A 15,568-nucleotide genomic window follows, 5' to 3' on the forward strand; every position below is an offset into this window, starting at 1 on the left:
CGCAGCGGACGGGACTCGAACCCGCGACCCCCGGCGTGACAGGCCGGTATTCTAACCGACTGAACTACCGCTGCGCGTCGGCCGGACTTGCGTCCGAATTCGCTAATGGTGGGTGGTGACGGGATCGAACCGCCGACCCTCTGCTTGTAAGGCAGATGCTCTCCCGGCTGAGCTAACCACCCATGTGCCTTAGCGAGGCGCGCACTTTATGCAGGTGGCGACGCTAAGTCAACACCCTGCTTGAATTTTTTCTGAAAAAGACGCGCCGCCCGCCGCGCCTCAATCCATTTCCCCGCACAGCTCGGCGGCACGCAACAGCGCCGCCGTCAGAGCGTGGCGCTCCCAATCGGCAAGGGCGGCAAAACGCCGGTTGAATTCCGGTGGCATCAGCGACGGTGCCTGCTGGATCAGTTCGCGGCCGGCCTCACTGATCAGCAACCACTGGCGACGGCGATCCTGATCGTCGCGCTGGCGTTGCAGCAGGCCGCGCTCCTCCAGGCGATCGAGCAGACCGGACAGCGTCGCCGCCGTCAGGCTGACTCGGCTGCTGAGCACGCTGGCGGTCAGGCGCGTCTCGCTGGCCAGTACCTGCAGGATCATCAGCTGCATGGGGGTCAGCCCACCGAAGCGGGCCAGACGCTTGGCGTGCACCTCCCCCGCCTGCTGCAAGCGCCGCAAGGCCTGGAAAAGCGGCATCTCGAATGCCATGACAGATGACAAATCTATTTCAACAGGAACTTTTTTATCGCTCATAAGCACCAATTCATAGCCACCAAAACTTTGACATGAAAGCATTTTTTTGTTTTGGTGTAAAAGGTCCGGGAACGGACCACTCCCCAACGGAAACACCGGTAAGGAACTATGTGCGGAATAGCTGGAGAACTACGTTTTGATCGACGCCCCGCGGACCTGGCGGCAGTCGAACGCATCACCCACCACCTGGCCCCTCGCGGCCCCGACGCCCACGGCTTCCACAGCCAGGGCCCCATCGCCCTCGGCCATCGCCGCCTGAAGATCATGGATCTGGCCGAAGCCTCGGGCCAGCCGATGATCGACAGCGACCTCGGCCTGTCCATGGTATTCAACGGCGCCATCTATAACTACCCCGAGCTGCGCGCCGAACTGGAGGCGCTGGGTTATCGCTTCTTCTCCGGCGGCGACACCGAAGTGCTGCTCAAGGGCTATCACGCCTGGGGCGAGAACCTACTGCCCAAGCTCAACGGCATGTTCGCCTTCGCCGTCTGGGAGCGCGACACGCAGAACCTGTTCATCGCCCGCGACCGCCTCGGCGTCAAGCCGCTGTACCTGTCGCGCACCGGTCAGCGCCTGCGCTTCGCCTCGTCGCTGCCGGCGCTGCTGCAAGGCGGCGACATCGCCAAGACGCTGGATGCCGTGGCGCTCAACCACTACCTGAACTTCCATGCCGTGGTGCCGGCGCCGCGCACCATCCTGGCCGGCGTCGAAAAACTGCCGCCAGCGACCTGGATGCGCGTCGACGCGGATGGCAAGGTCGAGCAGCAGAGCTGGTGGTCGCTGCAATTCGGCCCGCGCGGCGACGAAGCCGGCTACGGCCTGGAAGAATGGCGCGAGCAGACGCTGGAAACCATGCGCCAGGCGGTGGAGATCCGCCAGCGCGCCGCCGTGGATGTCGGCGTGCTGCTCTCCGGTGGCGTCGACTCGAGCATGCTGGTCGGCCTGTTGCGTGAAGCCGGTGTGGAGAACCTGCTGACCTTCTCCATCGGCTTCCAGGATGCCGGCGGCGAACGTGGTGACGAATTCCAGTACTCGGACCTGATCGCCCAGCGCTTCGCCACTCGCCATCACCAGTTGCGCATCGGCGAGCACGAGATTCTCGAACAATTGCCGCAGGCCTTCCGCGCCATGAGCGAGCCGATGGTCAGTCACGACTGCATCGCCTTCTATCTGCTCTCGCGTGAAGTGGCCAAGCACTGCAAGGTGGTACAGAGCGGCCAGGGCGCCGACGAGCTGTTCGCCGGCTACCACTGGTACCCGCAGGTCGACGGCGCCAAGGATGCCTTCGCCGCCTACCGCGCCGCCTTCTTCGACCGCGAGCACGACGAGTACGCCGCCTGCGTGCAGCCGGCCTGGCTGACTGGCGACATGGCCGGCGAGTTCGTCCGTGAGCACTTCGCCCAGCCAGGCGCCGACGCGGCGGTGGACAAGGCCCTGCGTCTGGACAGCACGGTGATGCTGGTCGACGACCCGGTCAAGCGCGTGGACAACATGACCATGGCCTGGGGTCTGGAGGCGCGCACGCCGTTCCTCGACTACCGCGTGGCCGAACTGTCGGCGCGCATTCCGGCGCAATTCAAGCTGCCCGACGGCGGCAAGCACGTGCTCAAGGAAGCGGCACGCAAGGTCATCCCCAGCGAGGTGATCGACCGGCCCAAGGGCTACTTCCCGGTACCGGGCCTCAAGCACCTGGAAGGCGCCACCCTCGGCTGGGTACGCGACCTGCTGCTCGACCCCAGCCAGGATCGCGGCCTGTTCAACCCGAGCATGCTCGACCAGTTGCTGACCAACCCGCAGAGCCAGTTGACGCCGCTGCGCGGCTCCAAGCTGTGGCAGCTCGCGGCGCTCAACCTCTGGCTGAGCGAACAGGGTCTGTAAAGCGGGCAGGCGCGGCGCTCGCGGCGCGCCTGCCGGATCAACGGTCGTAGCCCGGATGTCATCCGGGGTTGTCGCGACTCAACACTCGATCCGGCCCAGACCGGAGGTAGAGATAAAGGACAACTCATGCGCTCCCCTGCCTTTAACCAACGCCTGATCCGCGGCCAGACACCCTCCTACGAACGTCTGCAGGCGCGTCTGGCCGAGGACCACAGCAGCCAGCCCAGCCAGCCGCAGGCCATCCACTGCGGCTGGGGGCGACTGCTGATCGGCCACACCTACCCGGACGCCACGGCGCTGGCCGAAGCCCTGCTCGACGAACAGCCCGGCGAGCGCGACATCGCCCTGTACGTCGCCGCCCCGCACCAGGTGCTGGCCCACGCCCCGCAACAGCTGTTCCTCGACCCGTCCGACACCCTGCGCCTGTGGTTCACCGACTACCGGCCGGCGCGTCGCAGCTTTCGCGGTTTCCGCATCCGCCGCGCGCAGAGCGAGGCGGACTGGCAAGCGATCAACTGCCTGTACCAGACCCGCGGCATGCTGCCGATCGATGCGGACAAGCTCACTCCCTACAACGACGGCGGCCCGACCTACTGGCTGGCCGAGGACGAGGACAGCGGCGCGGTGATCGGCAGCGTCATGGGCCTCAATCACCAGCGCGCCTTCCGCGACCCGGAAAACGGCAGCAGCCTCTGGTGCCTGGCGGTCGACCCGCAGTGCAGCCGGCCGGGCGTCGGCGAAGTGCTGGTGCGCCACCTGATCGAGCACGGCATGAGCCGTGGCCTGAGCTACCTCGACCTGTCGGTGCTGCACGACAACAAGCAGGCCAAGCGGCTGTACGCCAAGCTGGGCTTCCGCGAGTTGCAGACCTTCAGCCTCAAGCGCAAGAACGGGATCAACCAGCCGCTGTTCCTCGGCCCAGGACCGCAGGCCGAACTCAATCCCTATGCACGCATCATCGTCGACGAAGCCCTGCGCCGTGGCATCGAGGTGCAGGTGGACGACGCCGAGGCCGGGCTGTTCACCCTCAGCCATGGCGGCCGGCGCATCCGCTGCCGCGAATCGCTGTGCGACCTGACCAGCGCGGTGAGCATGACCCTGTGCCAGGACAAGCGCCTGACCCACCGCGCGCTGTCGCGGGCACAGCTCAGCGTGCCCGACCAGCGCCTCGCAGGCAGTGCCGAGGACAATGCCGCGTTTCTCGCCGAGCACGGCTCGGTGGTGGTCAAGCCGGTCGATGGCGAACAGGGCCAGGGCGTCGCCGTGGACCTGCGCACGCCCGGCGAGGTGCAGGAAGCGATCGAACGCGCACGGGTGTTCGACCAGCGCGTGCTGCTGGAGAGCTACCACGCCGGTCACGACCTGCGCGTGCTGGTGATCGGCTATGAAGTCGTCGCCGCCGCGATCCGCCGCCCGGCCGAAATCATCGGTGACGGCCGCCACAGCATCGGTGAGCTGATCGACGCGCAGAGCCGTCGCCGCCAGGCCGCCACTGGCGGCGAGAGCCGCATTCCCAAAGATGCCGAGACCCTGCGCACCCTGCACGGCGCCGGCCTGGACTACGACAGCGTGCTGCCCGCCGGACAGCGCCTGGCGGTGCGCAAGACCGCCAACCTGCACACCGGCGGCACGCTGGAGGACGTCACCGCGATCCTGCATCCGAAGCTGCGCGATGCCGCGATCAAGGCAGCGCGTGCGCTGGAGATCCCGGTGGTCGGCCTCGACCTGCTGGTGCCGGCCGCCGACCAGCCCGGCTACGTGTTCATCGAAGCCAACGAGCGCGCCGGCCTGGCCAACCATGAACCGCAGCCGACCGCCGAGCGCTTCGTCGACCTGCTGTTCCCGCTGAGCCAGGCCACGAGCTGAACCCCACTCCCCCGGCCCACTCCCGCGAACGGGAGTGGGAAGACTCAAACGCCGAGGAGCTTGTATGCAACAACTACCCGAACCCGATCTCGACTACCTGCAGAAGGTGCTGCTGGAGATGCTCGCCATCCCCAGCCCGACCGGCTTCACCGACACCATCGTGCGCTACGTCGCCGAGCGCCTGGAAGAGCTGGAAATCCCCTTCGAACTGACCCGTCGCGGCACCATCCGCGCCACGTTGCGCGGGCGCCAGAGCGAATACGAACGCTTTGACCGCGCCGTCTCCGCACACCTGGATACCATCGGCGCCATCGTCCGCGAGATCAAGGACAACGGCCGCCTCGGCCTGGCCCCGGTGGGGTGCTGGTCGAGCCGCTTCGCCGAGGGCAGCCGCGTCAGCCTGTTCACCGACAACGGCGTGATCCGTGGCAGCGTGCTGCCGCTGATGGCGTCCGGACACGCCTTCAACACGGCGGTCGACACCCTGCCGATCAGCTGGGACCACGTCGAGCTGCGCCTGGACGCCTACTGCGCCACCCGCGCCGACTGCGACTCGCTGGGCATCTCGGTGGGTGACTTCGTCGCCTTCGACCCCCTGCCGGAGTTCTCCGAAAGCGGTCACATCAGCGCCCGACACCTGGACGACAAGGCCGGCGTGGCCGCCCTGCTGACGTCGCTCAAGCTCATTCGCGACCACGGCCTGCAACCGCTGATCGACTGCCACCCGCTGTTCACCATCACCGAGGAAGTCGGCTCCGGCGCCGCCGCCGCCCTGCCCTGGGACGTCAGCGAGTTCGTCGGTATCGACATCGCCCCGGTCGCGCCCGGCCAGCAATCCAGCGAGCATGCCGTCAGCGTGGCCATGCAGGACTCCGGCGGCCCCTACGACTACCACCTGTCCCGCCAGCTGCTGCGCCTGGCCGCCGAACAGGAGGTGGCGGTGCGCCGCGACCTGTTCCGCTACTACCACAGCGATGCCCAATCGGCCGTCGCCGCCGGCCACGATATCCGCACGGCGCTGCTGGCCTTCGGCTGCGATGCCACCCATGGCTACGAGCGCACGCACATCGACAGCCTCAAGGCGCTCAGCAGCCTGCTCACCGCCTACATGATGAGCCCGCCGGTGTTCGCCAGCGACGCCCAGCCCGCCCAGGGTTCGCTGGAGCATTTCAGCCATCAGCTGGAGCACGATGCGCAGATGGAAAGCGGCACCCGGGTGCCGCCGGTGGACAGCCTGGTCAAGCAACATGATCGGGATGCTTGAAGGGTTTCCCACATAAGGGCAAAGTGGCACGAAGGACGACAGGGGGAGCTCAGGCTCCCCTTTTTATGGCCGCCAGCACCTTGGCCAACCTGCGGGTCGTCGCCATGCGACGTTAAAACGACTTCCGGCCATGCACATGGCCTTCTGAGGTTCACGGATGCCTCGTCTATGTCTGGCTTTGCTGCTGTTCTGGCTTGCATGTCCGAGCTGGGCCCTCACGCCCGCGCCGCTGGACAGTGACGACCTGCGTTTTTCTCTGGGCCCCTACACCGGCTACTACGAGGACGCGGACGGCAGCCTGAGCGTCGAGCAGGTCCAGGCCCTGGACGATGGCGCCTTCCACGACCTGGACGGCGAGCATGCCAATCTCGGCAAGAATGCCTCCGTGTGGTGGTTCAAGGTGCGCCTGGTCAGCAGCCTCGATCACCCGCTCGGCGGCTACCTCGAAGTCAATTACCCGCTTCTCGATCACCTGCAGGTCTACCTGATCGATCCCCAGGGCCGGCGCCAGGCCCAGGAAAGCGGTGACCGCTTCGCCTTCTCGCAACGCCCGGTGCAGGTCCGCAACTTCTGGTTCCCCATGCAGATGGAGCCGGGGGTCAGCACGCTGCTGATCCGCGTGGAAACCAGCAGCACGGTGTTCGTGCCGCTGTTCTTCGCCACCTACGGCGCCAGCGCGGCGGCGCAGGAGAACCTGATGGGGTTCGCCGGCGCCTTCTATGGCGTGCTGTTCGCGATGTTCTGCTACAACCTGTTCCTCTACCTGTCACTGCGCGAGTCGGCCTACCTCTGGTACCTGGCCTACAACCTCAACGTCGGCCTGCTCGCCGCCTGCTTCGACGGCATGCTGTTCAAGCTGCTCCCCGAGCACGTGGCCTTCCAGTCGGTCAGCATCTACATCCTGATGTACCTGCACTGCCTCACGGCCATCCAGTTCAGCCGCCACTTCCTCCACGCGCGGCAGTACTTTCCGACACTCGACACCGGCCTGCGCCTGCTGATGCTGGTGTGCATCGGCTGCCTGCTGTCGGTACCGCTGATCGGCTTCGCCGCCTGGAACATCCTGGCCAGCGTCACCGTCTCCGTGGTGTCGCTGATCCTGCTGCTCACCGGTATCTACATCTGGCGCCGGGGCGTGCGCTACGGCTCCTACTACACCCTGGCCTGGGCCATCCTGCTGTTCGCCTTCATCCAGGCCACCACCGGCTCGCTGGGCCTGGAGGTGTTCGGCGTGTTCGGCGCCACGGCGGTGAAGATCGGCGTCACCATCGAGCTGATCACCCTGTCCATCGGCCTGGCCGACCGCATCAACCTGCTCAAGGAAGAAGGCTTCCAGTCGCGCCGCGCCGCCGAGCAGGCGGCATTCGAAAGCCAGGCCAAGAGTCGCTTTCTGGCCAAGATGAGCCACGAGATCCGCACGCCGCTCAACGGCGTGCTGGGCATGCTGCAACTGCTGCGCGAGACGCCGCTGGATCGCAGCCAGCGCTTCTACGTCGACACCATCTCCAGCTCCGGCAGCTCGCTGATGGCGGTGATCAACGACATCCTCGACTACGCCCGCATCGAGTCCGGCAAGCTCAGCCTGGAACAGATCGAGTTCGACCTCGAGGACATGATCTCCGACACCCTCAGCCTGTTCACCGGGCAGGCCATGGACAAGCGCCTGCGCCTCTACGTCAGCCTGGAAAACGGCGTGCCGCGGCGGATTCAGGGCGACCCGACACGCCTCAAGCAGGTGCTGATGAACCTGCTCAGCAACGCCCTGAAATTCACCGCCGAAGGCCATGTCGCGCTCAGCGTCAGCCGCCGCAGCGACAGTCACGGCGAACCGCACCTGGTGTTCGCCGTCAGCGACAGTGGTATCGGCATCAGCGAGCAGGCACTGGCGCAGCTGTTCGAGTCCTTCGCCCAGGGCGACTCCAGCACCACCCGCCGCTACGGCGGCAGCGGCCTGGGCCTGGCCATCAGCAAGGAGCTGGTGGAGATGATGGGCGGACGGATCGAGGTCCAGAGCACCCTCGGCCAAGGCACGCGCTTCGCATTCGATATACCCTTGCTGGCCGAACCGGACGTGCCCGACGAACTCAGCCGTCTGCTGGCCGGACGCACCGCCCTGCTCGCCTCGCTGGACGGCCTGGGCCTGGATGCCATGAGCCGTCTGCTCGGGCGCTGGGGCATGCGCACCGAGCGCTGCCAGACACCGGAGCGCCTGCAAGGCTATCTGGAGGATTTCGCCGCGCCGCCATTGCTGATATTGATGGCGCCCTGGCCGGGCGGGGTGAACCACTGGCTCGACTCGCTCAGGCCCATGCTGCAGACGCAGCAGCGCGTGCTGCTGGTCTGCCCGCCCGAAGCCTGCCAGCAATTACCGGCCAGTCACGGCCTGCGCCTGCAACACCTGGCCCAGCCCGTGGCGATCAACGCCCTGCGCCAGGCACTGAGCGGGCTGTATGAAGAACCCAGAGCACAGGTACATCGATTGGTGAGAGAAGTACGCAGCGACAATGGCAACGCCCCGTGCATCCTGGTGGCGGAGGACAACCCGGTGAATCAGCTGGTGGTTCAGGGCTTTCTCAAGAAACGCGGCTACAGCGTGCGCCTGGTGACCAACGGCCAGGCGGCCGTCGACGAATATGCGCGCGACCCCGCCGCCGTGCAGCTGATCCTGATGGATTGCGAGATGCCGGTGATGGACGGTTTCGAGGCCACCCGGCAGATCCGTCGCCTGGAACGCGGCCAGCAGTTGGCCGCCGTGCCCATCATCGCCCTGACCGCACACATCCTCGAAGAGCACCGCCAGCACGGCCTGGACGCCGGCATGGACGATTTCCTCGGCAAACCGCTGGACAGCGGCGTGCTCTACAGCACCCTGGAGCGCTACCTCGACCCGCAGGGCGCCTGACATCGGCAGAGGCTCGCGGCGGCAGGCGCTCTGCCTCTATCATGAGCGCCTGCCACTGGAGCCCGTTCGCTGTGCTGATTCCCGCCCACCTGCTGCAAGCCGACACCCTCACCGCCCTGATCGAAGACTTCGTCACCCGCGACGGTACCGACAACGGTGACGAAACCCCGCTGGAGACCCGCGTCCAGCGCGTGCGCCGCGCCCTGGACAAGGGCGAGGCGGTGATCGTGTTCGATCCCGACAGCCAGCAGTGCCAGCTGGCGATGAAACGCGACGTGCCGAAAGAGTGGCTGGATGCGCTGAACGACGACTTCAGTGATTGACCGTATGCGCCAGCATGACCGATAGCTGACACAGTGGCCGGCCGCTCTCGGCGTGCCATTGATTGAAGGCCGCCTGAACGGCAGCCAGATCCTTCTGGCTGGTCGGCGCCTTGTCGATGATGCCCTGGGCCTTGAGCGCCGCCACCATGTCATCGGTGGGCACGAAGGTATCCTTGCCGACCATGCGCAGGAAGCGCGGTGCGGACAGCCCGCCCAACTGGCTGCCGTGCTTGGCCAGGTACTTCCACAGACCGACGATATCGCTTGCCGGCCAGTCCGCGACGAGGGCACCGAAGCTGCCTTTCTCGCGACGGACATCGAGGATGAACTGGGCGTTGCGCGGCACGCTCTTCAACTTGCCCAGATGGCGAATCAGACGCGCGTCCTGCATCAGGTTCTCCAGGCGCTCGCCGCCCATCAGCACCACCTTCTCCGGGTCGAAACCGAAGAACACCTCCTCGAACGCCGGCCACTTGGCGTCCACCAGGCTGTGCTTGAGCCCTGCGCGGAAGATGCGCAGGCTGATCAACGACAGGTAGCGGTCATCGCTCAATGCGCGCAGCTCGGCCTCGCTGCGCGGCTGCGGCAGCATCGCCTGCAGCGCCTTCTCCGAACCGAAGCGATTGAGGCAGAACGCGTGCAGCCACTTGTAATCACGCATGAATCGAATCCTTGCTGAAACCAGTGACGAAGCCTGCACGCAGTTCGCCGAACACTCAAGCCCCGCCCGAAGGCACTGCCGCTCGCGGATCGGCGGGCGCCCCTAGCGCAGGCGTTCGGCCGCCTGGCGCAGTGCAGCCTCGGTCGCGCTCCAGCCCAGGCAGCCATCGGTAATCGAGACACCGTAGCGCAGCTCGCCGGAAAGCGCCTGGCAGCCGTCGAACAGGTGGCTCTCCAGCATCACCCCGCGCAGGCTGAGGTCGCCAGCCAGGCGCTGGTCGATCACGCTGTCCAGCACCGCCGGCTGACGCAGCGGGTCCTTGCCGCTGTTGGCATGGCTGCAATCGACCATGATGCGCGGCGCGATGCCCTGACGCTGCAGCGCGTCGCGCGCGGCGGCGACACTGGCGGCATCGTGGTTGGGCGCACCGTGGCCACCGCGCAGCACCAGGTGGGTGTCCGGGTTGCCGGCGGTGTGCAGCAGTGCCGGGTGGCCAAGCTCATCGATGCCGAAGTGCTGGTGCGGGTGCGCAGCCGAACGCATGGCGTCGCAGGCGATGGCGACGCTGCCATCGGTGCCGTTCTTGAAGCCGACCGGCAGGCCCAGGCCACTGACCATCTCGCGGTGCACCTGCGATTCGCTGGTGCGTGCGCCAATCGCCGCCCAGCCGAGCAGGTCATCGAAGTAGCCGGCAGCCAGCGGTTGCAGCAACTCGGTCGCCAGTGGCAGGCCGCGCGCGAGAATGTCCAGCATCAGTTGCCGCGACTGGCGCAGCCCCTCGGCCATGTCGCCACTGCCGTCGAGATGCGGGTCGTACAGCAGGCCCTTCCAGCCCACGGTGGTACGCGGCTTCTCCACGTAGGCGCGCATCACCAGCAACAGCTGGTCGTCGACCTGGGGCGCGAGTTCCGCCAGGCGCTCGGCATACTCGAGAGCCGAAACCGGGTCATGCAGGGAACACGGGCCGACGACGACGAGCAGACGCGAATCCTCGCCATCGAGCACGGCACGGATGGCGGCACGGTCGGCGCAGATGCGTTCGGCAAGCAGACTGGGCAACGGCAGGCGCTGGCGCAGGACGGCGGGACTGGGCAGCGGCTGGGCGCTGCGACGGACGATGGAGGTGGCGTGGGAAGCGAGTTGAGCGGAGACGGATGCGTTCATGATCTGGCGGTTCCTTGGCCGGCGCGGTCGGTGCCGCGGCGGCGCTAGCTGAGTGTTCGTTGCAAAGGTGTCAGGGCGGCGGTAACGCTGCTAAATCGCCAGTCGTAGCGGTAGTTGCGGTAATAACGGTTCATCTGCATGTCCTCGATACGTGGTCTTTTTCGACCGAAAAAACAAAACCCCCGGTCGGGTTGCCGACCGGGGGTTTTCTGGAAAACGTCTCTGGTGGCGACCCTGTTCTGCTAGGCCGCCTGTGGGGTATCAGGCGCGCCTGTGGCTAAACCAATACCCAAAGAAATAATACGCCGCCGCCACGAGCGCCTGCGCACGAGCCAGCGCGGCGCGAGAGGCACCGGCTTGCAGCATGGACAGGAGGTTGTGGCTGACAGACATGGAATTCTCCAAAACGATGGCTGAACCTTACTCCAGGCCCTGGCGGCCTGGCAAGCACCCATGCGGCGCAAGGTGGATGTCGGTTCCTGCATCCACCGATGGCCCCAGCACGGTAGATCGGTGAAGCGTGATCCACCCCACCCCGGTTACAGGCTCATCACATCGAGAAAGCGCGGGGTGGCGCTGTCGTCGATCTTCAGGCTCCGGAAGTCGAACAGGTTGCGGTCGGCCAGTTGCGACGGGTGCACGTTCTGCAGGGCGCGGAACATGATCTCGACACGGCCGGGGCTCTTGCGCTCCCACTCCTGCAGCATCTCCTTGACCACCTGGCGCTGCAGGTTCTCCTGCGAACCGCACAGGTTGCACGGGATGATGGGGAATTCCTTGAGCTGGCTGTAGGCCTCGATGTCCGCCTCCGCGCAGTAGGCCAGCGGGCGGATCACCACGTTGCGGCCGTCGTCGGAGAGCAGCTTGGGCGGCATGGCCTTGAGCGTGCCGCCGTAGAACATGTTGAGGAAGAAGGTTTCCAGGATGTCGTCGCGGTGGTGCCCCAGCGCCATCTTGGTTGCACCGATCTCGTCGGCGTAGGTGTACAGCGTGCCGCGACGCAGGCGCGAGCACAGCGAGCAGGTGGTCTTGCCCTCGGGAATCTTCTCCTTGACCACCGAGTAGGTGTCCTTCTCGATGATGTGGTACTGCACACCGATGGATTCCAGATAGGCCGGCAGCACGTGCTCAGGGAAACCGGGCTGCTTCTGGTCCATGTTCACCGCGACGATCTCGAACTTGATCGGCGCCACCTTCTGCAGGTACAGCAGCACGTCGAGCATGGTGTAGCTGTCCTTGCCGCCGGACAGGCAGACCATCACCTTGTCGCCATCCTCGATCATGTTGAAATCGGTGATGGCCTCGCCGGCCAGGCGGCGAATGCGCTTCTGCAGTTTGTTCTGGTTGACCGAAAGGGTGCCCATGGTGCGTCGAGATCCGAGGGGGTGGGAACGAAAGCGCGACATTTTACGCACAATGGCGTCTCGCCCCTACCCCACCGGCAACGAAATGCTAGGCTCGGCCGATGAATGACGACCTAGACCCCACTCAGGACCTCGCCGAACAGGTGCTGCAATTGCTGCAGGCCGCTCCCGAGGGGCTTGCCGAGTACGCGCTGATCCAGCAACTGAAAGAGCGCCACAGCGGCCATATCCCCAACCTGCCGCTGGCCGACAAACTGGTGCTGTTCCGCACCCATTTCCTGCTGTTCAACGCCCTGTATCGCCTGCGCGAGCGGCTCTGGCAGCAGGGCAGCCACCTGCTGCAGATCAGCCCGTTGTGCATTCGCCTGCTGCCGTACGAGCCCGGCGCCGCTGCGCTGAGCGAGCGTGACGAGCTGCGTGACTACTACCTCGACATGAGCCAGCTGCGCGATACCGACGAGCGCGACGTCGAACGCCTGCTGACCAGCTTCTGGACGCGCATGCAGGGTGGCGACGAGAAGCAGGCCGCGCTGGAGCTGTTCGAACTGGACGACGAGCGGGCCCTCGACCTGCCAAGGATCAAGCAACGCTATCGGCAGATGGTCAGCCAGCACCACCCCGACCGAGGCGGCAGCACAGAGCGGTTGCAGTCGATCAACCTGGCGATGGAAATTCTAGAGCGCTATTACCGCTGACCCAGAGAGAGCGATTTGCTCTAAAGCCAGGCACCACGCCCGCTCCAGCCCCTGCCTATACTGCGACATAAGGTCGCATTGATTCGGCTTGGTCACCCGGTGGCGCTGCCCATGCGCGCCGGGCGTCCGCGGGGGGCGACCGTCATAAGAATGAGGAGGTGTCTGGCATGATCCACCACGTTTGGGGGCTCTTCACCCATCCCGACCAAGAATGGCAAGAAATCCGTGGCGAGGAAGAATCCATCAGCCACATGTACCTGACCCACGTGCTGGTCCTCGCGGCCATCCCCGCGATCTCAGCCTACATCGGCACCACCCAGGTCGGCTGGGCCATCGGTGATCGAGCGCCGGTGATGCTCACCGAAGGCAGTGCGATGGTGATGACCATCATGTCCTACCTGGCCATGCTCGCCGGCGTCGCGGTAATGGGCGCCTTCATCCACTGGATGGCGCGCACCTACGATGCCAATCCCAGCCTGACCCAATGCATCGTCTTCGCCGCCTATACCGCGACCCCGCTGTTCATCGGCGGCCTGGCGGCCCTGTACCCGCACCTGTGGCTGGGCATGGTCGTGGGTACGATCGCCATCTGCTACACGGTCTACCTGCTCTACGTCGGCATACCGACCTTCATGAGCATCCCCGAGGACGAAGGCTTCATGTTCTCCAGCTCGGTGTTGGCGGTCGGTCTGGTGGTACTGGTGGCGATGATCGCCAGCTCGGTGATTCTCTGGGGCATGGGCGTCGGCCCGGTCTACACCAGCTAGCGCTGAAGCGCGTCGACAGCAAGGGCCGGCAGTGATGTCGGCCCTTCTTGCATCTGGGCCACCATTCGTCGGCCCGGAAGGCGGCACCTGGTCCGCAGGTCCGGGCAACTTCGCCGTATCCCTGGCGCTTGCGGCATAATCCCCCGTCGAACCGCAGCCGCTACCTGCCATGCCCGAACAGATCCATGCCCGTGTCGAAGCCTGTTACCAACAGGCCGAGGCCTTCTTCAAGCAACCTTTCGCCCGTCCGCAGATCAGTTTCAAGCTGCGCGGGCAGAAGGCGGGCGTCGCCCACCTGACGGAGAACAAGCTGCGCTTCAACCTGCAGCTGTACCGGGACAACCATGAGGACTTCCTGCGCCAGACGGTGCCTCACGAAGTCGCCCACATGATCGCCCACCAGCTGTTCGGCTCACGCATCCAGCCGCATGGCGAGGAGTGGCAGCTGATCATGCGGGGCGTCTACGAGCTGCCGCCGCATCGCTGCCACAGCTACGAGGTCGAGCGCCGCAAGGTCAACCGCTTCATCTACCGCTGCGCCTGCACGGACGGCGAGTTCCCCTTCTCGGCCCAGCGCCATGCTCTGGTCGCCAAGGGCCGCCGCTACTATTGCAGACGCTGCAAGGTGACGCTGACTTTCAGCGGTGAGCAGCGCCAGGAGTAAGCAGAGCGCAACCGCCCAGCGCGACTCAACCGAACACGCGCGCCTCGCGCAGCGCGGCGATCCGTTCGGCGTCGTAACCCAGCTCCTGCAGCACCTGCTCGGTATGCGCGCCGACCGCCGCGCCGACATGCCGGGGCGACGCCAGGCCGTCGGAGAATTTCAGCGGGCAGGCCAGTTGCGCCTGCGCCGGCAGCCCCTCGCGCGGCACCTCGACCACCAGCTCACGGGACCTGATCTGCGGATGCGCCACCGCCTCGGAGAGGGGCAGCATGGGCTCGACGCAGGCATCCAGCGCGGCGAACACCTCGCTCCACTCGGCGAAGTCGCGCTTCTCGATCTCGATCTCGATCTCGCGTTTGAGCGCACGCTGGTCGTCCGCCTTGGGCGAAAGCCCGCGTGCCGCCAGCTCGGGGCGACCGATGGCGGCGCAGAACTGCTGCATGAACTGTGGTTCCAGGCTGCCGACCGAGAACCAGCGGCCGTCGCGCGTGCGGTAGTAGTCATAGAAACTGCCACCGTTGAGCGCCTGATTCTCCATGTCCGGCTCCACAGCGGCGCCCAGGTAGCCTGCGCCCGCCATGCCATGCAGGCTGAAGGCGCAATCGGTCATGCTCACGTCGACCTGCTGGCCCTGCCCGCTCACCTGGCGCTGCACCACGGCGGCAAGCAGGCCGATCACCCCATGCAGCGAGCCGCCGGCCAGGTCCGCCAGTTGCACCCCCAGCGGCAGCGGGCCGCTGTCGGCACGCCCGGTATAGCTGGCGATGCCGGCCAGTGCGAGGTAGTTGATGTCGTGCCCGGCGCGATCACGATACGGCCCGCTCTGGCCATAACCGGTGATCGACACGTAGATCAGCTTCGGGTTGATCGCCTTGAGCGCCTCGTAGCCGACGCCCAGCTTGTCCATCACACCGGGGCGAAACTGCTCCAGCACGATGTCGTATTCACGCACCAGCTGCTTGACCACCTCGACCGCCTCCGCGCGCTTGAGGTCGAGGGCGATGCTGCGCTTGTTGCGGTTCAGGTAGGCGTGGCTGGTGGAGGTGCCGCCATCGTGTGGAGGCAGTACGCGCACCAGGTCCATGCGCGTCGGCGACTCGACGCGCAGGACCTCTGCGCCCATGTCGGCGAGCAGCAAGGAAGCGAATGGCCCTGGCAACAGGGTGGAGAAGTCGAGAACCTTCAACGAAGACAGTGGGCCGCTCATGGCGTCTCCTGATAAGTGACCGGTTGGCCGACGCGGCGGCAGCGTTCGTGCGCCCCCGCA

The 15,568-nt window shown here is 65.9% G+C and carries 13 protein-coding genes and 2 tRNA genes; 8 read left to right on the forward strand and 7 right to left on the reverse strand.

Translation table 11 applies throughout. The annotated features are described in order from the left end of the window. From E4487_RS14875 to E4487_RS14885, 3 genes are all read right to left on the reverse strand, one after another. A tRNA-Asp gene (locus tag E4487_RS14875) sits at positions 1-74 on the reverse strand. Positions 75-106: 32 nt separating this feature from the next. Then, positions 107-182 (reverse strand) — tRNA-Val (locus E4487_RS14880). A gap of 97 nt (positions 183-279) precedes the next feature. Beyond that, positions 280-753, reverse strand: a complete 474-nt coding sequence (locus E4487_RS14885) for a MarR family winged helix-turn-helix transcriptional regulator (protein WP_037053159.1) — start codon at positions 751-753, stop codon at positions 280-282. A gap of 108 nt (positions 754-861) precedes the next feature. Between E4487_RS14885 and E4487_RS14890 the strand changes: the two genes are divergently transcribed. The 5 genes from E4487_RS14890 to E4487_RS14910 all read left to right on the forward strand — a co-directional run bounded on the left by E4487_RS14890 (position 862) and on the right by E4487_RS14910 (position 8,986). Continuing rightward, positions 862-2,631, forward strand: a complete 1,770-nt coding sequence (locus tag E4487_RS14890; RefSeq protein ID WP_175253747.1) for an N-acetylglutaminylglutamine amidotransferase — start codon at positions 862-864, stop codon at positions 2,629-2,631. A gap of 126 nt (positions 2,632-2,757) precedes the next feature. Next, positions 2,758-4,497: an N-acetylglutaminylglutamine synthetase gene (ngg, locus tag E4487_RS14895; RefSeq protein WP_175253748.1), complete on the forward strand. Its 1,740-nt coding sequence runs from the start codon at positions 2,758-2,760 to the stop codon at positions 4,495-4,497. Between the two features lie 64 nt (positions 4,498-4,561). Then, positions 4,562-5,761 carry an osmoprotectant NAGGN system M42 family peptidase gene (locus E4487_RS14900; protein ID WP_037053167.1) on the forward strand — a complete coding sequence of 400 codons (1,200 nt, stop codon included), beginning with the start codon at positions 4,562-4,564 and terminating at the stop codon, positions 5,759-5,761. A gap of 157 nt (positions 5,762-5,918) precedes the next feature. Further along, complete coding sequence (locus tag E4487_RS14905; protein WP_175253749.1) at positions 5,919-8,663, forward strand: hybrid sensor histidine kinase/response regulator; 2,745 nt, start codon at positions 5,919-5,921, stop codon at positions 8,661-8,663. Between the two features lie 71 nt (positions 8,664-8,734). Beyond that, positions 8,735-8,986 carry a YheU family protein gene (locus tag E4487_RS14910; RefSeq protein WP_037053170.1) on the forward strand — a complete coding sequence of 84 codons (252 nt, stop codon included), beginning with the start codon at positions 8,735-8,737 and terminating at the stop codon, positions 8,984-8,986. On the opposite strand, the gene E4487_RS14915 is transcribed toward E4487_RS14910, so the two are convergent. From E4487_RS14915 to ttcA, 3 genes are all read right to left on the reverse strand, one after another. Next, entirely contained in the window at positions 8,976-9,647 is a 672-nt protein-coding gene (locus E4487_RS14915) for a DNA-3-methyladenine glycosylase I (protein ID WP_150605767.1), read from the reverse strand. The two genes, E4487_RS14910 and E4487_RS14915, sit on opposite strands and share 11 nt — an antisense overlap. Before the next feature lie 102 nt (positions 9,648-9,749). Further along, the gene (locus tag E4487_RS14920) at positions 9,750-10,811 is read right to left on the reverse strand and encodes a 3-deoxy-7-phosphoheptulonate synthase (protein ID WP_175253750.1); all 1,062 of its coding nucleotides are present in this window, start codon (positions 10,809-10,811) and stop codon (positions 9,750-9,752) included. A gap of 539 nt (positions 10,812-11,350) precedes the next feature. Further along, the gene (gene ttcA / locus E4487_RS14925; protein ID WP_037053173.1) at positions 11,351-12,175 is read right to left on the reverse strand and encodes a tRNA 2-thiocytidine(32) synthetase TtcA; all 825 of its coding nucleotides are present in this window, start codon (positions 12,173-12,175) and stop codon (positions 11,351-11,353) included. A gap of 101 nt (positions 12,176-12,276) precedes the next feature. On the opposite strand from ttcA, the gene E4487_RS14930 reads away from it, so the two are divergent. From E4487_RS14930 to E4487_RS14940, 3 genes are all read left to right on the forward strand, one after another. Further along, entirely contained in the window at positions 12,277-12,870 is a 594-nt protein-coding gene (locus E4487_RS14930) for a DNA-J related domain-containing protein (RefSeq protein ID WP_047590731.1), read from the forward strand. Positions 12,871-13,037: 167 nt separating this feature from the next. Further along, the gene (locus E4487_RS14935; protein ID WP_175253751.1) at positions 13,038-13,637 is read left to right on the forward strand and encodes a Yip1 family protein; all 600 of its coding nucleotides are present in this window, start codon (positions 13,038-13,040) and stop codon (positions 13,635-13,637) included. A 169-nt stretch (positions 13,638-13,806) separates the two neighbouring features. Further along, entirely contained in the window at positions 13,807-14,301 is a 495-nt protein-coding gene (locus E4487_RS14940) for a SprT family zinc-dependent metalloprotease (protein ID WP_175253752.1), read from the forward strand. Between the two features lie 25 nt (positions 14,302-14,326). On the opposite strand, the gene E4487_RS14945 is transcribed toward E4487_RS14940, so the two are convergent. After that, positions 14,327-15,508 (reverse strand): CaiB/BaiF CoA-transferase family protein, encoded by a 1,182-nt coding sequence (locus tag E4487_RS14945; protein ID WP_175253753.1) that lies wholly within the window; start codon positions 15,506-15,508, stop codon positions 14,327-14,329. Between the last annotated feature and the right edge of the window lie 60 nt (positions 15,509-15,568).

The organism is Pseudomonas sp. BMW13 (genome assembly GCF_013357275.1).
Lineage (GTDB): Bacteria > Pseudomonadota > Gammaproteobacteria > Pseudomonadales > Pseudomonadaceae > Aquipseudomonas > Aquipseudomonas khazarica.

Bases quoted from the DNA above. Each gene is read 5' to 3' on its own strand.
- ngg (WP_175253748.1), top strand. From the start codon at position 2,758: ATGCGCTCCCCTGCCTTTAACCAACGCCTGATCCGCGGCCAGACACCC.
- E4487_RS14940 (WP_175253752.1), top strand. From the start codon at position 13,807: ATGCCCGAACAGATCCATGCCCGTGTCGAAGCCTGTTACCAACAGGCC.
- E4487_RS14945 (WP_175253753.1), bottom strand. From the start codon at position 15,508: ATGAGCGGCCCACTGTCTTCGTTGAAGGTTCTCGACTTCTCCACCCTG.
- E4487_RS14900 (WP_037053167.1), top strand. From the start codon at position 4,562: ATGCAACAACTACCCGAACCCGATCTCGACTACCTGCAGAAGGTGCTG.
- E4487_RS14920 (WP_175253750.1), bottom strand. From the start codon at position 10,811: ATGAACGCATCCGTCTCCGCTCAACTCGCTTCCCACGCCACCTCCATC.
- E4487_RS14885 (WP_037053159.1), bottom strand. From the start codon at position 753: ATGAGCGATAAAAAAGTTCCTGTTGAAATAGATTTGTCATCTGTCATG.
- ttcA (WP_037053173.1), bottom strand. From the start codon at position 12,175: ATGGGCACCCTTTCGGTCAACCAGAACAAACTGCAGAAGCGCATTCGC.
- E4487_RS14930 (WP_047590731.1), top strand. From the start codon at position 12,277: ATGAATGACGACCTAGACCCCACTCAGGACCTCGCCGAACAGGTGCTG.
- E4487_RS14905 (WP_175253749.1), top strand. From the start codon at position 5,919: ATGCCTCGTCTATGTCTGGCTTTGCTGCTGTTCTGGCTTGCATGTCCG.
- E4487_RS14915 (WP_150605767.1), bottom strand. From the start codon at position 9,647: ATGCGTGATTACAAGTGGCTGCACGCGTTCTGCCTCAATCGCTTCGGT.
- E4487_RS14935 (WP_175253751.1), top strand. From the start codon at position 13,038: ATGATCCACCACGTTTGGGGGCTCTTCACCCATCCCGACCAAGAATGG.
- E4487_RS14890 (WP_175253747.1), top strand. From the start codon at position 862: ATGTGCGGAATAGCTGGAGAACTACGTTTTGATCGACGCCCCGCGGAC.